Source organism: Streptomyces sp. NPDC059895 (genome assembly GCF_042731035.1).
GTDB lineage: Bacteria > Actinomycetota > Actinomycetes > Streptomycetales > Streptomycetaceae > Streptomyces.
In genome coordinates, this window is sequence record NZ_JBHWKO010000010.1 from 1 (window position 1) to 23,858 (window position 23,858).

20 protein-coding genes and 4 pseudogenes are annotated in these 23,858 nt (G+C 72.3%); 1 reads left to right on the forward strand and 23 read right to left on the reverse strand.

All coding sequences use genetic code 11. The features are described 5' to 3' along the window. The 16 genes and pseudogenes from ACFV9M_RS14250 to ACFV9M_RS14325 all read right to left on the reverse strand — a co-directional run. Window positions 1-242 (reverse strand): annotated as a pseudogene (locus ACFV9M_RS14250) (3-dehydroquinate synthase); the annotation flags it as partial. Beyond that, window positions 188-592: pseudogene (locus tag ACFV9M_RS14255) on the reverse strand (shikimate kinase); the annotation flags it as partial. The pseudogenes ACFV9M_RS14255 and ACFV9M_RS14250, both read right to left, overlap by 55 nt. 39 nt (window positions 593-631) lie before the next feature. Then, window positions 632-1,471 (reverse strand): annotated as a pseudogene (locus ACFV9M_RS14260) (shikimate dehydrogenase); the annotation flags it as partial. Next, entirely contained in the window at window positions 1,468-2,652 is a 1,185-nt protein-coding gene (gene aroC, locus ACFV9M_RS14265; protein WP_385102433.1) for a chorismate synthase, read from the reverse strand. The gene aroC and the pseudogene ACFV9M_RS14260, both read right to left, overlap by 4 nt. Next, window positions 2,649-3,953: a 3-phosphoshikimate 1-carboxyvinyltransferase gene (gene aroA / locus ACFV9M_RS14270; protein ID WP_385065843.1), complete on the reverse strand. Its 1,305-nt coding sequence runs from the start codon at window positions 3,951-3,953 to the stop codon at window positions 2,649-2,651. The genes aroC and aroA overlap by 4 nt, the downstream gene beginning before the upstream one ends. A 46-nt stretch (window positions 3,954-3,999) precedes the next feature. Beyond that, window positions 4,000-4,749, reverse strand: coding sequence for an SDR family NAD(P)-dependent oxidoreductase (locus tag ACFV9M_RS14275; protein WP_385065841.1), 750 nt, complete (start codon window positions 4,747-4,749; stop codon window positions 4,000-4,002). A 66-nt stretch (window positions 4,750-4,815) separates the two neighbouring features. Then, window positions 4,816-6,408: a histidine ammonia-lyase gene (gene hutH, locus ACFV9M_RS14280; RefSeq protein ID WP_385065851.1), complete on the reverse strand. Its 1,593-nt coding sequence runs from the start codon at window positions 6,406-6,408 to the stop codon at window positions 4,816-4,818. A 125-nt stretch (window positions 6,409-6,533) separates the two neighbouring features. After that, window positions 6,534-7,610: an SMP-30/gluconolactonase/LRE family protein gene (locus ACFV9M_RS14285; protein ID WP_385065840.1), complete on the reverse strand. Its 1,077-nt coding sequence runs from the start codon at window positions 7,608-7,610 to the stop codon at window positions 6,534-6,536. 44 nt (window positions 7,611-7,654) lie between these two features. Beyond that, a complete protein-coding gene (locus ACFV9M_RS14290) occupies window positions 7,655-8,860 on the reverse strand; it encodes a 3-deoxy-7-phosphoheptulonate synthase (RefSeq protein ID WP_385065837.1) in 1,206 nt (401 codons plus the stop codon). 18 nt (window positions 8,861-8,878) lie between these two features. After that, entirely contained in the window at window positions 8,879-9,961 is a 1,083-nt protein-coding gene (locus ACFV9M_RS14295) for an acyl-CoA synthetase (RefSeq protein WP_385065835.1), read from the reverse strand. After that, window positions 9,954-10,265 carry an acyl carrier protein gene (locus ACFV9M_RS14300; protein ID WP_385065832.1) on the reverse strand — a complete coding sequence of 104 codons (312 nt, stop codon included), beginning with the start codon at window positions 10,263-10,265 and terminating at the stop codon, window positions 9,954-9,956. The genes ACFV9M_RS14295 and ACFV9M_RS14300 overlap by 8 nt, the downstream gene beginning before the upstream one ends. After that, window positions 10,262-10,696 (reverse strand): hypothetical protein, encoded by a 435-nt coding sequence (locus tag ACFV9M_RS14305; RefSeq protein ID WP_385065830.1) that lies wholly within the window; start codon window positions 10,694-10,696, stop codon window positions 10,262-10,264. The genes ACFV9M_RS14300 and ACFV9M_RS14305 overlap by 4 nt, the downstream gene beginning before the upstream one ends. 13 nt (window positions 10,697-10,709) lie before the next feature. After that, complete coding sequence (locus ACFV9M_RS14310; RefSeq protein WP_385065849.1) at window positions 10,710-12,554, reverse strand: prenyltransferase/squalene oxidase repeat-containing protein; 1,845 nt, start codon at window positions 12,552-12,554, stop codon at window positions 10,710-10,712. After that, window positions 12,554-13,699, reverse strand: a complete 1,146-nt coding sequence (locus ACFV9M_RS14315) for a phenylacetate--CoA ligase family protein (protein ID WP_385065827.1) — start codon at window positions 13,697-13,699, stop codon at window positions 12,554-12,556. Before ACFV9M_RS14315 ends, ACFV9M_RS14310 begins: the two co-directional genes overlap by 1 nt. A gap of 445 nt (window positions 13,700-14,144) precedes the next feature. Beyond that, entirely contained in the window at window positions 14,145-14,627 is a 483-nt protein-coding gene (locus ACFV9M_RS14320; protein WP_385065825.1) for a DUF6644 family protein, read from the reverse strand. Between the two features lie 3 nt (window positions 14,628-14,630). After that, a complete protein-coding gene (locus ACFV9M_RS14325) occupies window positions 14,631-15,329 on the reverse strand; it encodes a DUF6152 family protein (RefSeq protein ID WP_385065822.1) in 699 nt (232 codons plus the stop codon). A 77-nt stretch (window positions 15,330-15,406) separates the two neighbouring features. On the opposite strand from ACFV9M_RS14325, the gene ACFV9M_RS14330 reads away from it, so the two are divergent. Then, window positions 15,407-16,321, forward strand: a complete 915-nt coding sequence (locus tag ACFV9M_RS14330; protein ID WP_385065820.1) for a LysR substrate-binding domain-containing protein — start codon at window positions 15,407-15,409, stop codon at window positions 16,319-16,321. 84 nt (window positions 16,322-16,405) lie between these two features. Here ACFV9M_RS14330 and ACFV9M_RS14335 read toward each other — a convergent pair whose 3' ends face one another. From ACFV9M_RS14335 to ACFV9M_RS14365, 7 genes and pseudogenes are all read right to left on the reverse strand, one after another. After that, window positions 16,406-17,365 (reverse strand): LysR family transcriptional regulator, encoded by a 960-nt coding sequence (locus ACFV9M_RS14335; protein WP_385065819.1) that lies wholly within the window; start codon window positions 17,363-17,365, stop codon window positions 16,406-16,408. Window positions 17,366-17,410: 45 nt separating this feature from the next. Beyond that, a complete protein-coding gene (locus ACFV9M_RS14340) occupies window positions 17,411-18,820 on the reverse strand; it encodes an MFS transporter (protein ID WP_385065817.1) in 1,410 nt (469 codons plus the stop codon). A 439-nt stretch (window positions 18,821-19,259) separates the two neighbouring features. Beyond that, entirely contained in the window at window positions 19,260-20,165 is a 906-nt protein-coding gene (locus tag ACFV9M_RS14345) for a TauD/TfdA dioxygenase family protein (protein ID WP_385065815.1), read from the reverse strand. 68 nt (window positions 20,166-20,233) lie between these two features. Beyond that, on the reverse strand, window positions 20,234-21,052 hold the full coding sequence (locus ACFV9M_RS14350) for an ABC transporter ATP-binding protein (protein WP_385065812.1): 819 nt from the start codon (window positions 21,050-21,052) through the stop codon (window positions 20,234-20,236). Further along, window positions 21,039-22,091 carry an ABC transporter substrate-binding protein gene (locus tag ACFV9M_RS14355; protein ID WP_385065811.1) on the reverse strand — a complete coding sequence of 351 codons (1,053 nt, stop codon included), beginning with the start codon at window positions 22,089-22,091 and terminating at the stop codon, window positions 21,039-21,041. The genes ACFV9M_RS14350 and ACFV9M_RS14355 overlap by 14 nt, the downstream gene beginning before the upstream one ends. 44 nt (window positions 22,092-22,135) lie before the next feature. Continuing rightward, entirely contained in the window at window positions 22,136-22,996 is an 861-nt protein-coding gene (locus ACFV9M_RS14360; protein ID WP_385065810.1) for an ABC transporter permease, read from the reverse strand. A 659-nt stretch (window positions 22,997-23,655) separates the two neighbouring features. Further along, window positions 23,656-23,850, reverse strand: a pseudogene (locus tag ACFV9M_RS14365) (RNA polymerase subunit sigma-24); the annotation flags it as partial. Between the last annotated feature and the right edge of the window lie 8 nt (window positions 23,851-23,858).

Genomic DNA, 23,858 nt, shown 5'->3' on the forward strand with positions numbered 1-23,858 from the left:
CGCCTCGCGCGGTCCCCGATCATCGCGCCGAGCTCCCCGAGGAGCCGGCGGCCGATGAGCACCTCGTACGGTTCGGAGCCCGCGCTGCCGCCGACGTGGATGCGTGTCGTCATACCGGCACCGACTCCAGTGCGTCGAGGACCGCTCGGGCGACGTCGGCGGGGGCGCGGCCGTCGGTGGCCACGACCGCGTGGGCCACCTCCTCGTACAGGTGCCGCCGCGCCTCCATCAGCTCGCGCCACCGCCCGCGCGGGTCGGCCGCCAGCAGTGGGCGGGCGGCGTCCAGGCCGGCGCGCCGGGCCGCTTCCTCGGCGTCCATCGACAGACAGACCACCGGGTGGCCGGCCAGCAGGGCACGTGTGTCGGCGTCCAGGACCGAGCCGCCGCCGAGCGCCAGGACGCCGTCGTGCTCGGCCAGGGCCCGGCGCACGGCCCGCTTCTCGACGGCGCGGAAGTGCGGCTCGCCGTGCTCGGTGAAGAGGTCGGCGATCGACCGGCCCTCGGCGGCGACGACGTCGTCGTCGGTGTCCCGGTAGGCGACGCCGAGCCGTTCGGCGAGCAGGCGGCCGACGGTGGACTTGCCCACCCCCATCGGGCCGACGAGGACGAGGGCGGGACCCGTGCCCGTGGCCCTTCGGCCCAGTGCGGTCCGCCCGGCTCCGCGCAGGACGTCGAGCGGGACCGGGCCCCGCCCTGTCATCCGCGCCACCTGGAGCCCCGCCTGGTGCACGAGGAGATCGAGACCGCTGATGACGGCCCCGCCGCGCCCGGACCAGCGGTCCGCGAGTGCGGTCGGCCAGGGAGAGTAGAGCACGTCGAAGAGTGTGGCCGGGCGTTCCGGTACGGCGTGGGCGAGGGAGTCGGTCGCACCGGCCGGGGTGGTGGAGATCACCAGCGGGGCGCTCAGTGCCTCGGGCGCGGTCGTCCAGTCCGCGACGCGCACCTCGACGCCGAGCCGCTCGCCCCACCGCAGCATGTCGGCGGCGCGGGCCTCGCTTCGGGCGTAGGCGACGACTTCTCCGGTGCAGACCCGGGCCAGGGCGGCCAGGGCCGAGGCGGCGGTCGCGCCGGCGCCGAGGACCGCCGCGGAGTCGATCCGCTCGATGCCGTGCTCGGCCAGTGCCGCGACCATGCCGGGGACGTCGGTGTTGTCACCGAAGCTGTGGCCGTTCGCCGTGAAGACGACCGTGTTGACCGCCTGCACGGACGCCGCCGTGTCGCTGATCTCGTCGACGAGGGGGATGACCGCCCGTTTCAGCGGCATCGTCAGTGACAGGCCCGCCCACTCCGGCCCCAGTTCCCGGAAGAAGGCGGGCAGGCCCGTCTCGTCGACCTCGAAGCGGTCGTATCTCCAGCCGGTCAGCCCCAGTTCGGCGTAGGCGGCCCGGTGCAGCACCGGGGAGAGCGAGTGGGTGATCGGCGAACCGAGCACCGCGGCCCGGCGGTCGACCGTGTTCTGCGTGCTGTTCACCTGATCACCACGCCGTCGAGGTAGGAGCGCACGTTGCGGCGGGTCTCGGGGACGCTGTCGCCGCCGAACTTCTCCGCGACGGCGTCCGCGAGGACCAGCGCCACCATGGCCTCGGCGACGATGCCCGCCGCCGGCACCGCACACACGTCCGAGCGCTGGTGGTGGGCCTGCGTGGCCTCACCGGTGGCCACGTCGACGGTCTGCAGGGCGCGCGGCACGGTCGCGATCGGCTTCATCGCCGCACGGACCCGCAGCAGCTCACCGGTGGTCAGACCGCCCTCGGTGCCACCCGAACGGCCGGTGGCGCGGCGGATTCCCTCGGGCGTGTTCACGATCTCGTCGTGCGCCTTCGAGCCCGGCACCCGGGCCAGCTCGAAGCCGTCGCCGATCTCCACGCCCTTGATCGCCTGGATGCCCATCAGGGCACCCGCCAGCCGGGCGTCCAGCTTGCGGTCCCAGTGCACGTGCGAGCCCAGCCCCACCGGCACGCCGTACGCCAGCACCTCGACCACGCCGCCGAGGGTGTCGCCGTCCCTGTGCGCCTGGTCGATCTCCGCGACCATCGCCTTCGACGCGTCCGCGTCCAGGCAGCGCACCGGGTCCGCGTCCAGCCGCTCGACGTCGGCGGGGGTCGGGTAGACGCCGTACGGCGCCCTGGCCGCGGCCAGCTCGACGACGTGGGAGACGATCTCGATGCCGGCCGTCTCCTTCAGGTACGACCGGGCGACGGCGCCGAGGGCGACGCGGGCGGCCGTCTCGCGCGCGGAGGCGCGCTCCAGGATCGGGCGGGCTTCGTCGAAGCCGTACTTCTGCATGCCGGCCAGGTCGGCGTGGCCCGGGCGCGGGCGGGTCAGCGGCGCGTTGCGCGCGGAACCGGCCAGGACCTCCGGGTCGACCGGGTCGGCCGCCATGACCTGCTCCCACTTCGGCCACTCGGTGTTGCCCACCATGACGGCGACCGGGGAGCCGAGAGTGAGGCCGTGGCGGACACCGCCCAGGAAGGTGACCTCGTCCCGCTCGAACTTCATCCGGGCACCGCGCCCATAGCCGAGCCGGCGCCTCGCCAGATGGTCCGCGACCATGTCCGTGGTGATCGGCACGCCGGCCGGAAGGCCCTCCAGCGTCGCCACGAGTGCGGGACCGTGGGACTCCCCCGCGGTCAGCCAGCGCAACCTGCTCAACGGTGCTCCTCAGTACTCGCCGGAATCGCGTAGGCGGGGAACAGCCGGTGCAGTTCGGCGTGGAACCCCGGGAACGTCTTGCTCACACAGGCGGGATCGTCCAGCTCCAGCGGGACGCCAGAAGCGAGCGCGAGAACGGCGAACGACATGGCGATCCGGTGGTCGCGCCGGCACTCGATCCGCGCGGGGCGAGGTGCCCCGGGGCGCACGGTGATCCAGTCGCGGCCCTCTTCCGACCGTATGCCGCAGGCCCGCAGATTCGCCGCGACCGCCGCGATGCGGTCCGACTCCTTCAGGCGGGCGTGGCCGATGCCGCGGATGGTCACCGGGGCGTCGGCGAGCGGAGCGATCGCCGCGAGGGTCATGAAGGTGTCGGAGACATCTCCCATGTCCACGTCGAACCCGCCCCGCAGCGCACCGGCCCCGGTGACCGTGGTGGCCTGTGCGCCGATGGTCACCCGCGCTCCGAAACGCTCCAGGACGCGGACGAAGCCGAGGTCGCCCTGCGAACTCGCCTGCCCCAGGCCCGGCACCGTCACCGTCCGTCCGGTGGCCGCGGCGGCCGCGAAGAAGTACGACGCCGTGGACGCGTCCGGCTCGACGACCACGTCGGCCGCCCGGTAGCCGCCCGGCCGCACCTCGACGCGGTCGGCGGTGGTGTCCACCTGGAACCGTGCGCCGAAGTGCCGCATCAGGCCCAGCGTCATGTCCAGGTAGGGGCGGCTCACCGGCGACCGGACGTCCAGCACCAGCCCGTCGCGGGTCAGCGGCGCCGCCATCAGCAGCCCGGAGACGTACTGGCTGCTCATCGACGCGTCCACGGCGATCTCGCCGCCGTCGAGTCCGGCCGCCTCCAGCCGGAACGGCAGCCGCCCCCGGTCCTCGGCCCGGATCCGGGCCCCGAGGCGGGTCAGCGCGTCGATCAGCCCTCCCTGGGGGCGCGCCCGCAGCTGGTCGGAGCCGTCGAAGTCGAACGTGCCCCGGCCGGCCGCCGCGAACGGCGGCAGGAAGCGGGCGGCGGTGCCCGCGTCCGCGCACCACACCCGCGCCGGTCCGACCGGGCCGCCCCCCGTCCCCGTCACCTCCCACCGTCCCTCCGGTCCGCCGGTGTCGACGCGCGCGCCCAGTCCGCTCAGCGCCGCGCCGAAGGCCACGGTGTCGTCGCTCACCAGCGGTGCCCGCACGCGGCTCGTGCCCGGTGCCGCGGCGGCCAGCAGCAACGCGCGATTGGTCAGGCTCTTCGACCCGGGGATCCGGGCGACGAGTGCGCCCTCGCGCGCCTGCGGCACTTCCGTCCTCACTGTCACCGCTCCTGTCTGTGATGCCGTGTCGGTACCGGTCGGGCCGTCAGACACCGTGCTGCGAGCCACCGTTGACCTGAAGGATCTGTGAGGTGATGTAGGCGCCCTCCGGTGAGCAGAGGAAGAGGGCCAGGCCGGCCACGTCGTCCGGGGCGCCGGCCCGTCGCATGGCGGTCTGCCGTACCAGCGTCGCCTCGCGTGCCGGTGTCATCCGGTCGCCGAAGAACTCCGTGCCGGCCACGTAGCCGGGGGCGATGGCGTTGACACTGACGCCCCGCGGCCCGAGGCGGGTGGCCAGGTGATGGGTGTAGGAGTGCAGCGCGGCCTTCGCGGCGCCGTAGGACCCCGTGCCGGCCGACCCGCGGTAGGCGGCGATGGAGCTGTACAGCACGATGCTCGCGTGATCGGCCAGCAGGGGGACCAGTGCCTCCACGGTGAGCACCGCGGTCATCACATTGCTCAGGTACGCGTCGTGCCACTCGGCGGCCACCGACGGGAGACGGCCGTCGCCGGACGGGGCCGCCGCTCCCGCGCAGCAGACCACGCCGTCCACGGGCCGGCCGAGCGCCTCGACGTGCTCACGGAGCCGCCGGGCACCGGCCTCGTCGGACAGATCCGCCGGGAGGGTGTGGACGGGGACGCTCCCCGCGACGGACTTCAGTTCGTCCGCCGTGGCGTTCAGCCGGTCGAATCTGCGGCCGACGAGCAGCACGCTGTCACCGTTCGCCGCGAAGCGTGCCGCGGTCGCCTTGCCGATGCCCGAGCCCGCGCCCGTGACGGTGATCAATCTTGGCATTGCATCCCTTTCACTGGTTCGTCCCTGTGCGCCGGTCCGTGCGTGTGGTGCGGAGGTGGGTGCTGGTCAGGGGGTGGCGACGGTGGTCCCCGCGGCGTCGGTGATCACATCGGCCGTGATGAGGTCGAGCACCTTCCCGATCGCGTCGTCCAGGCGCCGGTCGCGGTCCGTGAACGGCACCACCGCGCGGACCGCCCGGTGGACGGCCCGGGTGCGGGGGCTCATGTGCTCCGGACCGCGGAGATCCAGCGCCTGGCAGGCGGCCAGCAGATGGATGGCCGCCACCTCGTGTGCCAGCGCGACGACGGAGCGTGCTTCGCGCGCGGCGATCGGCGCCAGGCTGACCTTGTCCTGGTTGTGCGCCTCCGTGGACCGGGAGTGGACGCTCGACGGTGAACTCGCGCTCAGCGCCTCCGCGGTGAGGGCCGACGCGGCGATCTGCATCCCCTTGAAGCCGTGGTGCAGGCCCGCCTCCCAGTCGTCCTCGTCGAAGCGGGGAATCAGGTTCGGGGTGAGTCCGTTGTTGAACTTCTCGTCGACCAGCAGCTCCAGTTGCCGGTCCAGCACATCGGCGATGCCGGCCACGGCGACCTTCAGCGCGTCCATGGCCTGCGCGACATGACCGGCGTAGAAGTTCCCGCCGCTGTGCACCGACCCGTCCGCCGCGTCGAACAGGGGGTTGTCCGTGGAGGCGTTGACCTCCGTCTCCAGCCAGTCCTCGACCCATGCCAGCGTGTCCCGCAGGACTCCGTTCACGTGCGGGGCGCAGCGCAGTGAGTAGCGGTCCTGGATGCTGCGGCGCAGCACGGCGTACCCCTGGCCGTCCAGGGAACCGGCGGCCGTGACGATCTGGCTGTGCGGCAGCGAGAGATGCGAGCCTTCCAGCAGGTCGCTGATGAGGCGGGCGCTGGCCCGCTGGCCGGGGTGCGGGCGCTGGTCGTGGATGAACGCCGCGTAGTGTCCTCGGTTGCCGAGCAGTGCCTCGGACGCCAGGGCGGTGCAGATGTCGGCCAGTGCGGCGAGGCGGCGCGCGTCCCGCGCGGCGAGGACCGCGTAGGCGGCGCTGAAGGACGTGCCGTTGACGAGCGCGAGGCCGTCCTTCGCCTCGAGGTCGAGCGCGGCCAGTCCGAGGCTGTCGAGGACGTCGCCGGCCCGGCGGATCGCTCCCCGGTGGCGCACGTCCGCCTCGCCGATGAGCGCGGCGGCGACGTAGCAGAGCGGGATCAGGTCTCCGCTCGCTCCCACCGATCCGCGTTCCGGAACCGTCGGCAGGATGTCGTGCCGCAGCAGGTCCAGGAGCCTCTCGGCGATCTCGGGGCGCACGCCGGAGTTGCCTCTGGCCAGGCAGTTGGCGCGGATCAGCAGGGTCGCCCGCACCACCTCGTCGGGGGCGGGCGGGCCGGTTCCGTTGAGGTGGTAGAGGATCATGTTCCGCTGGAGGGCGGCTGCCTTGTCCGCGGAGATCTGCCGGGTGGCGCTGTCCCCGAAGCCCGTGGTGACGCCGTAGATCGGGTCACCGGTGGCGATGAGGCGCAGCTTGAGCGCGTGGGAGGCCCGCATGGCCTGTGTCGCCTCGGCCGCGCACTCGACCGTGACGTCCTGGTTCCGGGCCACCGCCCGGACGTCGTCCAGGGTCAGTGACCGGCCGTCGATCTTCACCGTGGTCAATGCGTTCCCTCGTGCGTTTCGGGCCGCGCGGCTCGCGCGGCCACCGTGGGGGTCGGCGGCGGCGCGAGCCGCGCGGGCGGTCGTGCCGGGTTCCGGTGCGGGTCGGTCCGTTCCGGTCAGCGGCGTTCGTGCGCCGCGTCCGCTGTCAGCAGTGACAGCCCTCGGATCCCCGGCAGTGTCAGGCGTACGACGACGGCGGGGCCCGGGTCGCTCAGCGAGGTGCCGAGGTGCCCGGTGACGAAGAGCTGGTCCAGGTCGGGCCCGCCGAAGACGAGGTTGGTGATGCAGGGACACCGGCAGTCCAGCGAGCCCAGGTCGCGTCCCCGGGCGTCGTGGACGCGCAGGAGCCCGGTGCCGAAGTGCGCGATGTACAGCCGGCCCTCGGCGTCGAAGGCGAGGCCGTCCGGTTGTGCTTCTCCGCCGGTCCAGGTGTTGGGCTGGGAGGGCAGCTCGGCGAAGAGCCCGCGCTCGCCCAGGCTGCCGTCCCGGCGCACGGAGAAGCGCATCACCCGGTTGCGGCCGCCCTCGGAGACCATCAGGGACCGGCGGTCGGGGGTGAGCGCGAGGCCGTTGGGGAACTGGAGGACTCCTTCGTCCACCACGGTCGTCAGCTGCCCCCGGGGGCTTTCCAGGTAGTGGACGCGGCCCGGCTCACCCGTGCCGAACCGGCCCGGGTCGGAGATGTAGCAGGCGCCGGTGCGCGGGTTCACGGTCACGTCGTTGGGGGCTCGCAGGGGGCGGCCCCGGCTGTCCTCGGTGATCGTGCGCAGGACGTTCCCGTCGGCGTCGAGCCACAGGACGGCGCCCGGGGGGCCCATCTGGGCCACCAGGTGGGTGCCGTCCGGCAGCACCTTGTGCCCGTTGGGGGCACCGGTGAGTCCCCGCGACCACACCCTCGTCGATCCGTCCCGGCCGATCTCCAGGATGCCGGTGCCGAGGGTGTCCGACATGAACAGCCGGCCGGAGCGGTCGAAGACGATGCCCTCGCATCCGATCGGGCCCATGCGGGCGGTCTCCGTGACGTGGGGCACGGGCAGGGCCGGCGGGTTCCCGCCGCTTGCCGTGACCGCGACGGCCGGTCCGGGAGCGGCGAGGGGGACGGAGACAGCGGCCGCGACGCCGAGTCCGGCCCCGAGCAGGCGGCGGCGGTCGAGCCGGGGCTCTTCCCTTGCGGTCACCGGGGTGACGGACATGCTGGTCGGCCTCTCGTGCGCCGGGGCGGGCGGGAGCGGGAGCATCACGTGGCGGGTCCGACGGCCAGGGAGGCCGCGAGCCGGACGACTTCCTCGGCCTGGGCCGGGTTCAGCCGGGGGTCGCAGGCCGACTCGTACCGGGGCAGCGGGGTGTCGTCGGCGAGGTCTTCGACGCGCGCCACGCATTCGGTGACGTCGTCCGGCGCCGACTCCAGGTGCAGGCCGCCCGCGTGCAGGCCGTGCGCGCGCAGGACGGTGAAGAACGTCTCGACCTCGGTGAGGACCTCGGTGAGCACCCGGGACTTCTGTCCGGCCGCCGTCGTCCTGGTGTTGCCGTGCATGGGGTCCGTCATCCAGATCGCCTCGGCGGCGCGCGGACCGAGCCCGGCCAGCAGGGCCGGCAGGGCCTCGCCGATCCGCTCGGCGCCCATGCGCACGATGAGGGTGAGCCGGCCCGGCTGATGGGCGGGGTTGAGCCTGTCCAGCAGCGCGGTCACATCGGCGGCCGACGCGCCGGGCCCCACCTTGACCCCGACGGGGTTGGAGACGGTGGCGGCCAGGTCGATGTGGGCGTGGTCGGGCTGGCGGGTGCGTTCGCCGATCCACAGGAACGGGGCGGACGACGCGTACCGGCCGCCTCGCGCGTCGGTGCGCAGCAGGGCGTGCTCGTATTCGAGCAGCAGCGCCTCGTGGCTGATGTACGTGGGGGCGAGGACGGCGGACACGCTCTTGGCGGCCGGCCGCGCGGTGCGCAGTTCGGCGAGCGCCTGCTGCGTCAGGTCGTAGGCGCGCAGCAGCCGGTGCGGGTCGGGCCGCCGGGCGGAGTCGGTCGGCTCGGCGCCGTTGACCGCGTCGCCCCGGTAGACGGGGATCCGGCTGCCGTCCGGCAGTTGTTCCCAGGGGTTGGAGCGGGGCTTGGCGTACTGGCCGGCGAAGCGGCCGATGCGGACGACGGGGATCTTGGTGAGCGACTCGAAGAGGTCACCGAGGGTGTGCAGTGCCGTCGCCTTGGCCCGGATCCGCTCCGGCGTGCTGTCCGAGAACAGTTCGGCGCAGTCTCCCGCCTGGACGACGAAGGCGGTGCCGCGCGCCACGAAGGCGAGTTCCTCCCGCAGGGCGGCGGTGGTCTCCTCACTCACCGGGGCCGGCCGTCCGGACAGCTCTCCGAGCACACGGTCCAGATCGTCCCAGCGCGTCCAGTCGGGCTGTTGGGCAGCGCGTGACGGTATGAGCAAACGGGTGTTGGACATGACTCCTCAACAGGGTGGTCAGACGGGCGTCGTGCGCTCCGGCGAGCGCAACTCGGGAATCCGCACCTTGCCCAGCGTCGAGCGGGGAATGCGGTCGACCAGATGTACGGCCCTGGGGCCGGGAACCGCGGGCAGGACCCGGGCCAGCGCACCGCGGACCTGGGGGGCGTCCACGGGGGCGGTGCGCCCCCGCCGTCCGGGAGCGCAGTAGATCTCGTAGTGTTCGCCCCTCACCCGGTCGGGTACGGGCAGGCACACCACGTCCAGACCGGGGAGGGCGGTGGCCACCGCGGTCTCCACCTCGTCCAGCCAGACGCGCAGGCCGTTGGCCTTCACGAGCCTGGACGAACGGCCCAGGTAGGCGAATTCCCGTGGCCCGAGCCGGCGGATGAGGTCCGTGGTCCGCCACGACGGCGGGGGTGCGGGCATGTCGTGCCGCCGGCCGAGGCGCGGGCTGCTGACGTGCAGCCGCTGGGGCGATCCGGGCGCCTCGGGAGTGCGCGGATCGCTCGGATCGCTCGGATCGCGCACCAGGGCGACGTCGGGCAGCAGCAGCCATCGGCCGTCGTCCGTTCCGGCCGGCGCGATGGGGCGGTGTGCGACGGCTCCGGTCTCCGTGGAGCCCAGCAGGGCATGGGCGGTGAATCCGGTGCCGTGCAGGGCGCGTACGACGTCCTTGGCGGTGTCGGGGGCCGCGGCCGTGCTGTGCAGGGCGACCACGCGGGGCATGGCGCCGAGCGCGGGCAGCAGCCGGCGCAGCAGCGGCCAGGCCGAGGGCAGGCACACCAGGAGCGTGCGGGCTTCCGGCCGCAGTGGCGGTACGGCGGTCACCGGGTGCCGCCATGCCTGGTGCACGTCGACGCCGCGCGCGCGGGGCAGCACCTCGCCGAAGAGGTGCCCGAAGAGGTGTTTGGTGGGGGCGAAGTTGATGACGTGGTCGACCTCGCCGACCAGGAGGTCGGCCACCAGGGCGGCCTCGTGCGCCAGTTGGTCCTCGCCCCGCCACCACGACACGGGGGTGCCGGTGTGGCCGGACGTGCGGAACTCGGTCTCCCGGTGGCGGACGGATCGGGCGCGGTCCGTCGTGGCCGTGTCAGGCATCGGGAACCGCTCCGATGGCCGCATGGTCCTCCAGCCGGTCCTGCACGAACTCGGCGATGCGGGAGAGCGTGGCGAAGATGTGGCGTACGTCGTCGGAGACGAAGTCGACCTCGACGCCGAAGTGGGTCTCGACGGTGGTGATGCACTCCATGGCGGCGAGGCTGTCGTAGCGTTCGCCGAGCGCCTCGGCGAGGTCGGCGTGGTCGTCGACGCCCTCGACCGCGTCACCGAGCGGGACGGCCAGCGCGGCCCGCAGTCGGGTGAGGATCTGGGCTCTGTCCGGAATCACGCTGGAAGTGCTCATGCTGCGGGCTCCTTGGTCTGTTCGGGCGCGCCGGCGAGACGGTCGGCGCGGCGCAGCAGGCCGTCGAAGGCCACGTAGACGTGGCTGCGGGCGGCCGGCTGCATGTCGAGGTGGAAGAACGCCGTGCCGGCTCCGACCCGCAGGGCGGCACCGATCTCGGCGGCCAGGGCGTCGCGGAAGGACTCGTCCCGTTCCACGCCGAGCTGGCAGACGACGCCGGCGTGGTGGATCGCGTCGTCGTCCTCGGCGGCGGGCAGGGCTTCCACCGGCAGGGCACCGGCGTAGAGGCTGCCGGGCCGCTCCGCGACGAACCGGACCACGACGTGCGACGGGATCACGTCGTGTGCGGTCAGCCAGCGGGTGAGCCGGACCGCGATGGCCCTGCGGGTGGGCGCGGGCAGCTCGGGCGTGGTGATGGTGATCGTGGGCATGGGGTGTCGGACCTCACGAGATGGTCAGGGCGGGCAGTGGCGCGGTGTCACCGCTCACCCACTGCCGCAGCAGGTCGCCGACGGAGCCGGCGAGGAGGTCTCGGCCGTCCGCGGGCGCCAGGGGCGTCCAGGCCGTTCCCCGCTCCTGGGTGACACGTCCGCAGAACGCGCCGATGTGCGCGCGGTCGAGGGGGATGCCGTGGCGGCCGGCGGTGAGCACCGCCTCGTAGGTGCTGAGCAGGTCGGGGATGCGGTTGCCGGTGTGGGCGTAGCCGCCGCCCGGCACCCGGTGCCGTTGCAGGGCCTGGGCCACGGCCTGCCGGTCGGTGTCCCCGAGCAGCTGCCGGGCGCGCAGGGCCTGGAGGGTGGACCGCAGGGTCGGCTCACCGCCCGGAACGTTGCCGGCACGCCACTCCGTCTCGGGGGTGCCGGGTGTGCGGCAGGACCGGAGGAACCGCAGCAGTGCCGAGGGGTCCAGCACGTCGTCGTGGCCGTCGTCGGGGATCCGGCCGTCGCCGGGGATCCGGCCGTCGCCGGGGATCCGGCCGTCGCCGAGGATCCGCCGGATCTCGGCGGCCGACACGCTGGAGACCACGTCGGAGCCGCGGCCCTCCCAGTAGCCGAAGCCGCCGTCGGGGTTCTGCAGGCCCCGGAGCCAGGGGCCTATCCGCCCGGCCGGGCGGGGATCGCCGTGCAGCGCGCCGGCCTCCAACGCCCACAGGGTGCAGCGCACTTCGCTGCCGCGGGCGGGCATGTACATCACGCCGCCCTCGTTGGGCAGCAGGCATCCGCGCAGCCAGCGGCGCCGGGCCTCGATGTCGGGGCTCGCCTGCGTCACGCCGCGCGCCCGGTCGGACAGGATGCTCGCCGAGGTGGACAGGGCGTCGGCCGCGAGGTCCGGTTCGCGATAGGTGTAGCCGCCGTCCGCGCAGGCCAGTTGCCGCATCCGGGCCACCACGGCGTCCGCGTACGCCTCGGTCGGCGCGCGCAGGGCGCGGAGCGAGCCGATGGCGCAGAACGACGCCCACACGTCCTCGACGGGGTAGCCCTCCCAGCGCACGAACGCGCCGGTCTCCCCGCGCATGCGCTCGATCCAGGACACGCAGGCCCGGGGGGCGGTGGGGGCGCTGCCGAGCGCGTCCAGGGCGACCGTCGCCCGGTAGGTGGCCCACATGCAGGGCACTTCGGCCTCGGGCGAGAACCGGAATCCGCCCTCCGGTGTCTGCTGCGCCCGGAGCCACGCCACGAGCCGGTCGACGTCCCAGGGAGCCGGGTGGGCGCCGACCCGGGTGAGGGCACGCCAGGCCAGTACCCCGTAGAAGCAGGCACGGGCATCGGCCCCGCCGAGTGCGGCGTGCTCCGGGCTCCAGGCGAGGCCGCCGTCGGCCGTCTGGAGCGCCGAGAGCCACTTCAGCAGCCGCTCGGTGTCGATCGCCTCGCTGTCGGAGCAGATCTCGACGGCCGTGCGGGTGGAGAAGAAGGTCGCCCAGGCGTCCGGGGTCTGTCCCGGCATCATGGCGAAGGCGTCGTCCGACCATGTGGTGCGCAGCCACGCCGTGGTCCGTGCGACACCGCTCAGCTCGGCGTCGGCGACACCGAAGCGCAGCAGGTCGGTCAGTCCCTGCGTGCAGTAGTACGTGGCCCAGGCGTCGGAGGCCATGCCGCGGCTCCAGGCGTATCCGCCGTCGCCGTTGCGGCGCGACGACAGGTAGCGCGCCGTCTCCTCCGCTTTCACGAGCCCCTCGGGCCGGCCGAGCCAGGCGATGGTGCGAATCGCGGCGTATGTGCACCACAGATCGGGTTGACCGCTCGGCGTTCCGATGGCCGAGGAATCGAGCACGAGGTCTTCGGGGACCATCACGACGCCTTTTCCACGACTCGGATGTTGGTGCGTTTCCAGCTTTTCTGCGAGCCGCCGCTTTTCGTCGTGGACGGCAATGTGTTGACAAAGGCTACGGTGTCCCAGGTGAGCTGGAGAGAATCCCGCGAAGCGGTGCGCACCGCTTCCGCCATGTCGTTTTCGAGATTCCGGTCGGAATCACTGTCGCGTTCCAGCAGCAGACGCAGCGGCGTGCCTTCGGGGTCTATTTCCATGAGGTATCCGGTGGCGCCGGTCACGCCGTAGACGACCTCTTCCAGGTCCCGAACGGTGATCTTGGCGCCGCCGAGCACCAGGGCGTCGCTGCTGCGCCCGTGCACGACGACCGACGGCGCCGGCGAGCCGCAGGCGCAGCCGTCGGTGACGGTGACCTCGTCGCCGGTGTCCAGCCTCAGCAGCGGCCGGGCGTGCAGGTTGAGCGGGGTGACGACAAGACGTCCGCGGGCCCCGCCGAGCGGTGGGACGACGCCGGTGTCGGTGGCCAGCTCGAAGTAGTGGGCGGCCGGCAGAAGGTGGTGCCGGCCGTTCCGGCAGGAGGTGGAGAGGGTCCCGGTCTCGGTGCTGCCGTAGCTGGCGTCGTAGACGGAGGCGCCCCACCAGGATCCGAGGCGGACGCGGAAGGGTTCGGTGTTCACCTCCCCCAGCAGCATGATCCGGGCGACGTCCGCGCTGAGCGTGTCGAGTTCGCCGCGGCGCTTGAGCAGGCGGGTCAGCTGCTGGGCGACGCCCGGCGCGACGAACACCGTGGTGGGGCGCAGCGTACGCCAGATGCCCGTCAGCCGGTCCCAGTCGCAGATGCCCGTCGCGAAGGGGTAGGCCCGGGTGTGGACGAGACCGAGGTACTCGCACACCTGCGCGATGAGGTCGCCGACCGGAACGACGTCGGAGGGCAGCAGGCTGAGCACCCGGTCCTCGGGGGAGAGCAGGGGGCGCCACGCCTCGGCGACGGAGACCGCGTTGCGGATGACGTCCGCGGCCAGGCGCGGGGTCGGCGTCGCACGACCGGTGGTGCCCGTCGTCTCGTAGTACTTGTCGGCGCCGTCCGGGGTGACGGCGCAGAATTCCAGCGGCCGCGCCTTCAGCTCGTCCTTGGAAGTGACCTGGAGCTTACGGAATTCGTCCATGGAGAAGGGTCCGAGCGTGCCGTACGCCGGAGCCTTGGACGCTCTTTCCCATACGCGACGCAGCTTATCCTCGTAGAACGCTTCGGTCGGCACTCTGTCAAGATGGTGTTTCGCTTCCGCCTGCGCTTCCAGAAGCTCCTGGAGCCGGTCTTGACTGTTGACTAACAAAGCTCCTCCGTTTTCCGTTCACATCCCGGCACTTGCTAGCCACACTAGGCCCCCCGGAGTCAACGCATCAACAGGTAAAGAGAAATTAATCCCGGCCTTTATTTACGCTTGACCATGTAATGATTGAACACGTAAAACGGAATTAACAATACCGTCACTAAGAAGTACAAATTCTCACACTGTGAGATTTTGGGCCGCTCGCGTCCGCGCACGCACAGCGGAAGCCCTCCCCGGACGGGGAGGGCTTCCGCGTGCGTCGATACGGAGCGGGAGCTCCTCAGGTGTAGGCGAGCAGGCGGCCGGCCGCGATCACTGAGCTCCACACGAGGATCGACACGGTGGCCGCCGTCTTCGCTCTCGCCGGCGTCGGGACCTCGATGTCCCAGCCGTCCACCCGGCGGTAGGCCCCCCAGTGGAAGACGGCGATGTTGACGCCCGCCACGATCAGCAGGCCCAGCTTCCAGGGAGCCGCACCGCTGTTGCCGACCGCTACGGCACCGGAGACGAACATCACCAGACCGCTGGTGACCGCGATCGCGAATCCGAGGCGGGCCAGCGGCAGCAGATGCCGGGCGGCCGCCGTGACGGGCAGCATCCGGCGGCCGACCCCGAGGAGCCGGAGGTCGAACGCCATGGCGGGTCCGACGAGCAGCGCGATACCGAGGATGTGCACGCTCTCCAGCGACGAGTACACCAGGGGTGTCGTCCGGACGGCGTCGCCCAGGCTGGACCGTTCGAGCCAGGAGAAGAACTCGTTCATGGTTCAGGCCTTGTTGGCGCGACGCACCACGTAGTACCCGCCCCCCACGAAGAGGAGCAGGACGGCACCGCCGGTCACCAGCCAGACGGTCGCGTCGGAGGAGTCGTCGGCGGCGGGCGCGGCACTGCGCTCCTGTTCCGCGGCCTGGCCGTCGGCCCCGGAACCCGTCGGCTCCGCCCCGCCCTCCTCGGGCGCGGGCTCGGGGGCGACCGGCAGGGGGACGGACCGCTGGCGCACCGTCTGCCCGTCCTCGAGGACGATCATCTCGGGGCGCAGCTCGTCGTCGTGGTCACGGTCCAGGTACCCGACGACCTCCAGCTTCTCCCCCTCCTCCACCCGGCCTTCCATCCCCCAGGCGGACAGCCGCTCGATGGGGGCGAGGATCAGGGTCAGCTCGTCGCTCGAACCGGAGTAGGAGCGAGTCGCCTCCATGACCTGCCGGCCGCCGATGTCCTCGAGGTCCGAGGGGATGTCACGGTCGGCCCAGCCCTGAGGCACCTGCTTGTCCTCGACGCGCAGTGTCACCTCGGGGTGCGGGTTGCCCCACCTCACGCCGGTCACGGTGCCGGATGCGTAATAGGGCGCGGTCGTGTCGTAGTGCTCCCAGCCGTGATGGGCGGCCGCCGGGCCGGCGGGCGCCAGGGCGAGAACGACTGCGGCAACGGTCGTGGCCAGAACGGAAGCGGAGGATCGAGGTCGCATGCTCCACAGTGTGATCGCCCGCGCCACCCCCACCTTTGATTGTTCATCAGATTCGGCCTCTGTGATTGCATGGAGGTATGAATCTTGAACAGATGCGCTACATCGTGGTACTGGCGGAGGAGCTCCACTTCGGCCGCACGGCCCGGCGTCTCGGTCTGCAACAGCCGACGCTGAGCCAGCAGGTGCGCAAGCTGGAGGACGAGTTAGGCGTCTCCCTGTTCGAGAGGACCACCCGGGAGGTCAGCATCACCGCGGCAGGCGAGAGCTTCGTGGCCGAAGCCCGCCGCGCCCTGCACCACGTCGAGAGAGCCCAGCTGGCCGCCCGGCAGACAGGGCGCGGTGATGTCGGCGAACTCTCCCTGGGTTTCGTCGGATCGGCCGTCCCCGAGCTGATCCCCCGTCTGCTGCGCCGGTTCCGACGGGTGTATCCGGGCGTCGAACTACAGGTGCGGGAGCTGCCCAGCGCCCGCCAGATCGAGGAACTGCTCGCCGGGCGCATCGATGTGGGCATCCTGCACGCCTGGGGCGAGAGCGAGATATCGGAGGGCCTGGCGAGCCAGGAGATCTTCCGTGACGTCCTGGTCGCGGCGCTGCCCCGCCGGCATCCTCTGGCACCCACCGTCCTCCTGCCCACGGCCAAGCTGGCCAGTGAACCGTTCATCATGTTCCCCCGTCGCATGGGACCGGCGCTGCACGACCGGATCACGAGTCTGACCCGGGCCGCCGGGTTCGAGATCCAGGTGTCGCAGGAAGCGGGCCACATGCAGACCATCATCGGGCTGGTCGCGGCCGAGGTGGGCGTCTCCATCGTCCCGCGCACCATGGCGGCGTTGCGGCAACCGGGCGTGGAGTTCCGGCAGCTCACCCCCAAACCCGAGCCGTTGCCCCTGCAACTCGTGTGGCGACGGGGGGAGACGAGCCCCGTGGTGCGCAATTTCAGGGCGGTGCTCACCTCGGACTCCCCCGCCGTCCGCGGGCACAACGACAGCTGATCTCCGTGAGCGCGACGACAGCTGATCTCCGGGAACGTGACGACCACTGGACGACGGCGCCCGAGGACGGCCGGAACGGCGAGGTCAGGCGGAGGCGTCGATCAGGGTGTCCGCGTGGTTCAGGAAGCGGTGCAGTGTGGGAAGCGTGCTGTCGGACCGCCAGGCGAGACCCAGCGCACAGGTCGGGACCGGATGCGCGAAGGACTTGATGACGACGCCCGGCACCGTCAGCCGCCCCGCCCGGCCCTCGCACAGCACGGTGATCCCGTGTCCCCGGGCGACGGCGTGCAGCATGCGCTCCTCCTCCGGCTCCCACCGGGAGACCTCGGGGCGGTTTCCGGGGCCGAAGACCTGGTCCAGGATGTGGTCCCACATCCCCGGCCCGTTCTCGCGGGGCCACCAGACGAGGGGTTCGCCGACCAGGTCCCGCACGCCGACGACGCCCTGTGCGGCCAGCCGGTGCCGCTCGGGCAGGGCGACCACCAGCGCCTCCTGGGCGACCTTGCGGCTGACCAGCTCACCGGTGTTCTCGAGGGGAAGGCGCACGAACGCGACGTCGATCGCGCCCGCGCTCAACTCCTCCTCGTGAGCGGCCGTGTGCCCGCTGGAGAGCCGCACCTCCACCTGGGGGAACGCGGTCATGAAGGCCTCCACCAGGACATCCGTGACACCCCCCGCGGCGGACCGCGCGATGCCGATGCGGAGCCGGCCGACGTGACCGGTTCCGTAGGTGCGGATGACCTCCTGAAGGTTCCTGCACCTGCTCAGCACGTCGCGCGCCAAGGGCAGCAGCGCTCTTCCCGCTTCGGTCAACTCGACCCGGCGACGGTCGCGGAGGAAGAGTTCGGCACACAGACGCCGCTCGAGTGCCTTGATCTGCTGACTCAGACCGGGCTGCGCGATGCCCAGGCGGTCCGCCGCACGCCCGAAGTGCAGCTCTTCCGCCACCGCAACGAAGTACTGAAGGTGCCGTAACTCCACGATCACGGATTCTATAGACCCCGGCTGTCCGGTGGACCGCGGTCCGGGCGCCCTCGTCCGCATATGGACGGTCCGGCGCGCGGGGAGAGAAGCCGGACGCCGCCTCGGTCACCGCACGACGGGGCCGGTCCGCCGCGGGGCACCGGGGAAGAGCCGCCGGAGAAGGAACCCCGCCAGGAGGCACACCGCCAGCACGACCAGTGCGGTGGAGGAGGCGGCCCGCGCATGGGCCGCCGGCCCATGGGTGCCCTCGCCGGGTGCTGCGCCGAGTACCACGCTGAAGACGGAGCCGATGGCCGCCACCGAGCAGGCATGGGCGAGCTGGGTGACCGTCAGGAGGACGGCGCTGGCCGCTCCGCTCTCCTCCAGCGGGGCCGTGCTCAGCACGAGCGAGATCAACGGGCCCGCCACCAGTCCCTGCCCCAGACCCAGCATGCCCAACGCCCCCGGCAGCACGGACAGTTGCAGGGAGACGGACGCCCAGCAGACCACGGCCGCGAAGATCAGCAGACCGGCGGCCATCAGGCAGACGCCCCCGAGCACGGTCCTGCGCTCCCGGTACGCCGGTATGCGTCCGCCGACGGCACTCGCCAGTGCGAAACCGGCGGACAGGGGCGAGAAGAGGAAGCTCGTGACGAGAGGGCTCCGCTCCAGGCCGTCCTGGACGTAATAGGCGAGCAGGGCGAAGAATCCCTGGTTCCCGGCGTAGAAGACCAGGACCGCGAGCAGACCTCGGGCGAAGCGGCGCTGCCGGAAGAGGCCGGGGGAGACGATGGGAGCCAGTGAACGCGCCTCCAAGCGGAGCTCACGGACCCAGAACAGCGCCAGCAGGGCCCCCACGGCACCCAGCGCCATCACCACCTGCGTCGCTGTGAGGTCGAGTGACCTCCCCAGCACGGACAGCAGCAGGCAGAGCGCCGCGCCGAGTATCACCGCGCCCGTCACGTCGAGCCGTTTGCGCGGTCCGTGGCTCTCGGGCACCGCCTTCCAGGCGCCGGCGACGATCAGCACGCCGATGGGGAGGTTGACCAGGAACAGCCCCCGCCATCCGAGGCCGTACGGATCCCACGCCATGAGGGCCCCGCCGAACACCGGTCCGGCGACCCAGGCCAGCCCGATGGTGGCACCGTAGAACCCGACCGCGCGGCGCCGGAGCCGAGGGGGCAGGGAGGCGCGGATGATCGCCAGCACCTGAGGGAGCATCAGTGCGGCGGTCAGTCCCTGGAGGACACGTGCCACGACGAGGACGTCCGGTGTGCCGGCGAGGGCGCAGGCCGCCGAGGTGAGCGTGAAGCCCGCCGCTCCCCACAGGAAGACCCGCCTGCGGCCGAAGACGTCACCCAGCCTGCCCCCGGTCATCAGGGCGACCGCGTAGGCCGTGGTGTAGCCGACGACGACCAACTGGGTCTGGACGAACGACGCTCCGAGCGCGGTCTGCAGCGTGGGGGCCGCGAGCAGCATGACGCTGGAGTCGAAGCCGCCGATGAAGGTGGCGGTCAGAACCGACACGAGCACCATGCCGTACCCTGCCCCCGCGCCTTCCGTGGCTCTGTCGGGGACCGGGATTCCACGAAGAGTTCGCATGCACCGATTGATCCATGGTGTTTTCCCCGCGTCCAAGTCCGGTTGGTTTCCGACCGATAAGCGGAGCTGCTCAGGCGGGGGCCGGGCTCTTCGAGCGGGGCCGCGGCGAGGACACCGTGACCGGACGCTCGTCGAGGGTGGGGGCGGCACCTCGGGCGGCGCCTCCTGGCGTTCGACGGTGTGCGGGGGACGCCGGCGCGGGCGCGGGCGTCGGGCGACGGGCGACGGGCGACGGGCGACGGGCAGCGCATCCTCACCGCATCGGCGTATCGGCGGGACGGCGGGACGGCGGGACGGCGGGACGGCGGGACGGCGCATCGCCGGGACGGTCCCCCGCCCGCCGTGACGGGCGGGCCCCGCCCTCTCGGGACGCCTACGCCCGACCGTCACCCCCCTCGGGGCGGGGGGTGGACGGGCCCACGGGCAGGTCGCCGCGCAGGGTGATGCGGTGCATGACGCGGTGCTGGTCGCCGTAGTCGCGGTTGGCGTAGTGGGCCGTGCTGCGGTTGTCCCACAGGGCGACGTCACCCGGCTGCCAGCGGTGGCGCACGACGTGCTCGGGCTTGGTGAGGTGGGCGTAGAGGATGTCGAGGACGCCCCGGCTCTCGTACTCGGAGACGCCGACGATGTGCGAGGTGAAGCCCGGGTTCACGAAGAGGCCCTTGCGGCCGCTCTCGGGGTGCACCCGCACCACCGGGTGCTCGACCGGCGTCAGGTCGGTGAACACCTTCCCCTCCCACACGTTGCCCTTCCCCTGCCGGTGCTGGGCGAGGTAGTAGCCGAACTCGCGGGTGCCGTCGTGGACGGCGGTGAGCGTGTCGACGTAGGCCCGCAGGCCCGGCGACAGCGACTCGTAGGCGAGCTGGCTGTCGGCCCAGTTGGTGTCGCCACCGTGGGGCGGCAGCACCACGGCCCGCAGCACGGAGATCGCGGGCGGCCGCCGCACGAACGTCACGTCCGTGTGCCACACGTCGGCGAAGCCGTTGTCCGCGCTGTCCAGGGAGTACACCTCGGGGGCCACGTCCCCGGAGTCGTGCACCGGGTGCCCGGTGGTGACCTCGCCCAGGCGCCGGCCGAACTCGATCTGGGCGGCGTCGTCGAGGCCGTCCTGTCCGCGGACGAAGAGCACCTTGTACCGCACGAGCGCCTCGCGGAGCGCGAGGACCTGGTCGTCGTCGAGGCGCCCGAGGTCGACGCCGTGGAGCTCGGCGCCGAAGTGCGGGCCGAGTTCGGTGATCGGCAGCCGCGCCACCGCGGGCCGGACGCTGAGGATGCTCACGTGATGTGTGTCCCTTCCTTGGTTTCGTCGCCGGGGCCGGTGGGCTCCAGGCCCCGGCGTTCGGGTGGTCAGGCCGCCGCGGCGGCCTTCACGGCGTGGGCGACCCGTGCCCGCAGCTCGGTGAACTCCCGTGACTCGCGCAGCTTTTCGGCGTCGACGTCACCGCGCGGCAGCGGGATCGGCAGGTCCAGGGCCACGGTGCCCGGCCCCTTGGTCAGCACGACGATGCGCGAGCCGAGGAACACCGCCTCGTCGGCCGAGTGCGTCACGAACACCGTCGTCCGCCCGGTCTGCGCGGTCACCCGGCGGACGTCCTCCTGGAGCCGCTCCCGGGTCAGCGCGTCCAGTGCCGCGAACGGCTCGTCCAGCAGGAACAGGGGATTCTCCGCGGCCAGGGCCCGCGCGATGGCGACACGCTGCTGCTGGCCGCCGGAGATCTCCCAGACGCGCCGCTCCTCGGTGCCCTCCAGCCCGACCCGCGCCAGCAGTTCCGCCCGCCGCTCGGGCCGACGGCCGCGCTCGACGCCCGCGTACCGCAGCGCCAGGTCGATGTTGCCGCGCACCGTCCGCCACGGGAACAGCCGCGGCGTCTGGAAGACCACACCGGCTGCCTCACCGGGCCGCGGCTCGGCTCCGGACACCCGCACCGAGCCGTGGGTGGGCCGCTCGAACCCGGCGATCAGCCGCAGCAGCGTGCTCTTGCCGCAGCCGGAGGCGCCGACCAGCACCAGGAACTCCCCGGCGGGAACGGTCAGATCGACCGGCCCCACGGCGGTGACGGCCTCCCCGCCCCACGCGTACCGGTGGACGACCTGGTCGAGCCGGACGGAGCCGGCCTGTCCGGTGGGGGCGCTCCGGCCGGACTTCGTGGTCTCACCCGCGGACATCGGACAGCCCCTCGAGGTAGAAGGCCTTGCGGACGGCGTCCTCGGACGGCGCGGCGTCGATCTGCTTCTGGTCGGCCAGGAACCGTCCGGTGTCGGTGACGTACGTCAGCAGTTCGCCCGGACCGCTCTCGGTGCCCAGCCAGTCGGCGGACGTCACCTGCTCCGGGGTGAGGAACACCCCCTGCGCGAGCTGCGCCTCGGCGTCGGCCGCGCTGATACCGAGCTCCGCCGCGACGGCCTTCACCGAGCCGTCGCGGTCGGATGCGAGCACCCGCAGCGCCTCGGCCTGCACCTTCCGCCAGGCGGCGATCGCCTGCGGGTTCCGGGCGATCAGTTCGTCCGAGACGACGGCCAGGTCCAGGGTCGGCTTGCCGGCGGCGCCGATCTCCTTGCTGCTGGTGAGCTGGGTCCCGGTCGTGCGCAGTTCGTCCAGGGTGGGCAGCCACACGTACGCGGCGTCGATGTCCCCCCGCTGCCAGGCGGCGAGGATCGCCTGCGGCTGGAGGTCGACGAGCTTGACGTCGGAGGCCTTCAGCCCGGCCTCCTCCAGCGCCGCCAGCAGGCTGTAGTGCGAGGTGGAGGCGAACGGCGTGGCGACGGTCCTCCCCTTGAGCCCGGCCACGTCCGACACACCGGTCGCCTTGCGCGCCACGAGCGCCTCGTTCTCGCCCGCCACGTCGAGGATCCACGCCACCTTGTACGGGATCGGCGAGGCCCCGGACACCCCCCGGGCGAACGGACTCGACCCCAGGGCGGCTATGTCGAGGGACTTGCCGATGAAGGCCTGGTTGACGCCGGCGCCGGAGTCGAACTTGATCCATCTGATGTCGTGGTCCGGCAGGGCCTTCTCCAGGAGCTTCCTGTTCTTCACGATCAGGTCGCCGGTGGGGAAGGCGAAGTAGCCGATGCGCAGCGTCTTGGACCCGCCGGACGACGACGCCTCGCTGTCCGAGGAGCAGCCGGTGACGGCCGCGGAAACGGCGGCGAGGGCACCGGCGAGCAGCAGTCGGCGCGACGGGCGGTGCGGGGTTCGGGACATGGCGGTGCCGTTTCTGTGCGGGGGAGGGACGGTGAGCGGCGCGGTCACACGCGACCGCGCCAGGGCACGACGGCACGTTCCAGCCGCAGCAGCAGGCCGTCGATGACCAGACCGGAGACGCCGATGGCGATGATGCCGACGAGCACGACCGGCGTGTTGTTGTAGTTCGCGGCGTCCTTGACCATGCCGCCGATCCCGGGCAGGCCGTTGACCAGCTCGGCCGCGACCAGCGACGAGTAGGCCACGCCGACGGCCAGCCGGACGCCGGTGAGCGTCTCCGGCAGGGCGGACGGGACGACGACGTCGCGGACGACGTCCCAGCGGGACGCGCCGAGCGCGCGGGCCGCCTCGACCAGGCTCTTCGGCACGGCGGCCACGGCGGTCGTGGTGGACACCGCCACCGGCGGGAACGCGGCCACGGCCAGCAGCGTGACCTTCGGCTCCTCGTTGATGCCCAGCCAGATGATGAGCAGGGAGAAGTACGCCAGCGGCGGCAGCGTGCGCAGGAAGGTGATCCACGGCTCGAACAGCGACCGCAGCCAGCCGACGGTGCCCATCAGCAGCCCGAACACCACCCCGGCGGCGATGCCGGCCCCGGCCCCGAGCGCGATGCGCCGCAGACTGATGCCGAGGTGTTCGACGAGGTAGGTGCCGTTGTAGCCGCGTACCCCGTCGTTCGTCGTGGACACCGCGACGAACGCGTCCCACACCTTGGCGGGCGGCGGAACCAGCGTCTCGCTCCACGCCCCGCTCGCGGCGAGCCCCTGCCACAGCACCAGGAACAGCAGGAGCGAGCCGAACGGCAGAGCGACATGACGCACCCGGGCCGGAAGCCGGCGCCGCCGCCGTACCGGCTTCTCGCCAGACACGGCATCGGTGTCTTGGGGACGTGTTGCCAAGGACATGGGGCGGCCTCCAGGGGGCCCAGCCAGCGCTGAAGCACGATCGGCGGAGCACGGACGGACGAGCACGGACGGACGAGCACGGACGGACGAGCACGGACGGACGAGCACGGACGGACAGGCGTGCCAGGCGACGATCAACCAAGATCGATCAAGGGGGACCGAGTCAGGTCGAAGAAGGTCGGGAGAGGCCGGGACGGGTCGACAGCGGTCGGGACGACCGGAGCAGCCGACGGGGCCGAAGGGTCGAACAGCCCGGGACAGCACTGGTCCGGGGCGGAGACATCAGCCACTGGAGAGGCGCGATGGCCGAACCGCACCGGCTCGGGCGACACCACCGGCCGGGGGGACGTCAGGGACGCGACGTCAGCGACAACACGAAGCCGGGCGTCGGCACAGGTCGATGACCAGGCGTCGCACCAAGGGCTTCTGAATCATGGGGCCCATTTCTACAGCAGCCGCAGCGCCACACCAAGACCCGTCCACTTCTTGGACCCCGGCACCAACCCGGCGCGATCCTGGCCGGAATGGTGCCGGAGCGGGGCCCGGACGACGCCCGCCGGGTCGGTGCCCACCCCATCCCGGGGTGCCCCGGTCTGTCGACACACGGCCCGACCATCAGCGCGCTGTGCGGCTGGATCGGTTCCGGTGCTGTGTCTCACCGTCCACGGCCGGAGCTTCTCGGGGTTGCGTACGGCCCAGATGTGCGTGATCCGGTCGCCCGCGATGTCGCACGCGTACACGGTCACGATGACGCCGTCCTGCTGGGCGACCAGGCCGGGCTGCCCGTTGACGGTACGCTCCAGGACCGTCAGGCCGGGCAGCCTGCCGGCGAGATCGACCAGGCCGCGCGCGAGTTGCGGTC

Bases quoted from the DNA above. Each gene is read 5' to 3' on its own strand.
- ACFV9M_RS14275 (WP_385065841.1), bottom strand. From the start codon at position 4,749: ATGCCAAGATTGATCACCGTCACGGGCGCGGGCTCGGGCATCGGCAAG.
- ACFV9M_RS14285 (WP_385065840.1), bottom strand. From the start codon at position 7,610: ATGTCCGTCACCCCGGTGACCGCAAGGGAAGAGCCCCGGCTCGACCGC.
- ACFV9M_RS14290 (WP_385065837.1), bottom strand. From the start codon at position 8,860: ATGTCCAACACCCGTTTGCTCATACCGTCACGCGCTGCCCAACAGCCC.
- ACFV9M_RS14295 (WP_385065835.1), bottom strand. From the start codon at position 9,961: ATGCCTGACACGGCCACGACGGACCGCGCCCGATCCGTCCGCCACCGG.
- ACFV9M_RS14300 (WP_385065832.1), bottom strand. From the start codon at position 10,265: ATGAGCACTTCCAGCGTGATTCCGGACAGAGCCCAGATCCTCACCCGA.
- ACFV9M_RS14305 (WP_385065830.1), bottom strand. From the start codon at position 10,696: ATGCCCACGATCACCATCACCACGCCCGAGCTGCCCGCGCCCACCCGC.
- ACFV9M_RS14310 (WP_385065849.1), bottom strand. From the start codon at position 12,554: ATGGTCCCCGAAGACCTCGTGCTCGATTCCTCGGCCATCGGAACGCCG.
- ACFV9M_RS14315 (WP_385065827.1), bottom strand. From the start codon at position 13,699: ATGGACGAATTCCGTAAGCTCCAGGTCACTTCCAAGGACGAGCTGAAG.
- ACFV9M_RS14320 (WP_385065825.1), bottom strand. From the start codon at position 14,627: ATGAACGAGTTCTTCTCCTGGCTCGAACGGTCCAGCCTGGGCGACGCC.
- ACFV9M_RS14325 (WP_385065822.1), bottom strand. From the start codon at position 15,329: ATGCGACCTCGATCCTCCGCTTCCGTTCTGGCCACGACCGTTGCCGCA.
- ACFV9M_RS14330 (WP_385065820.1), top strand. From the start codon at position 15,407: ATGAATCTTGAACAGATGCGCTACATCGTGGTACTGGCGGAGGAGCTC.
- ACFV9M_RS14335 (WP_385065819.1), bottom strand. From the start codon at position 17,365: ATGCGGACGAGGGCGCCCGGACCGCGGTCCACCGGACAGCCGGGGTCT.
- ACFV9M_RS14340 (WP_385065817.1), bottom strand. From the start codon at position 18,820: ATGGTGCTCGTGTCGGTTCTGACCGCCACCTTCATCGGCGGCTTCGAC.
- ACFV9M_RS14350 (WP_385065812.1), bottom strand. From the start codon at position 21,052: ATGTCCGCGGGTGAGACCACGAAGTCCGGCCGGAGCGCCCCCACCGGA.
- ACFV9M_RS14355 (WP_385065811.1), bottom strand. From the start codon at position 22,091: ATGTCCCGAACCCCGCACCGCCCGTCGCGCCGACTGCTGCTCGCCGGT.
- ACFV9M_RS14360 (WP_385065810.1), bottom strand. From the start codon at position 22,996: ATGTCCTTGGCAACACGTCCCCAAGACACCGATGCCGTGTCTGGCGAG.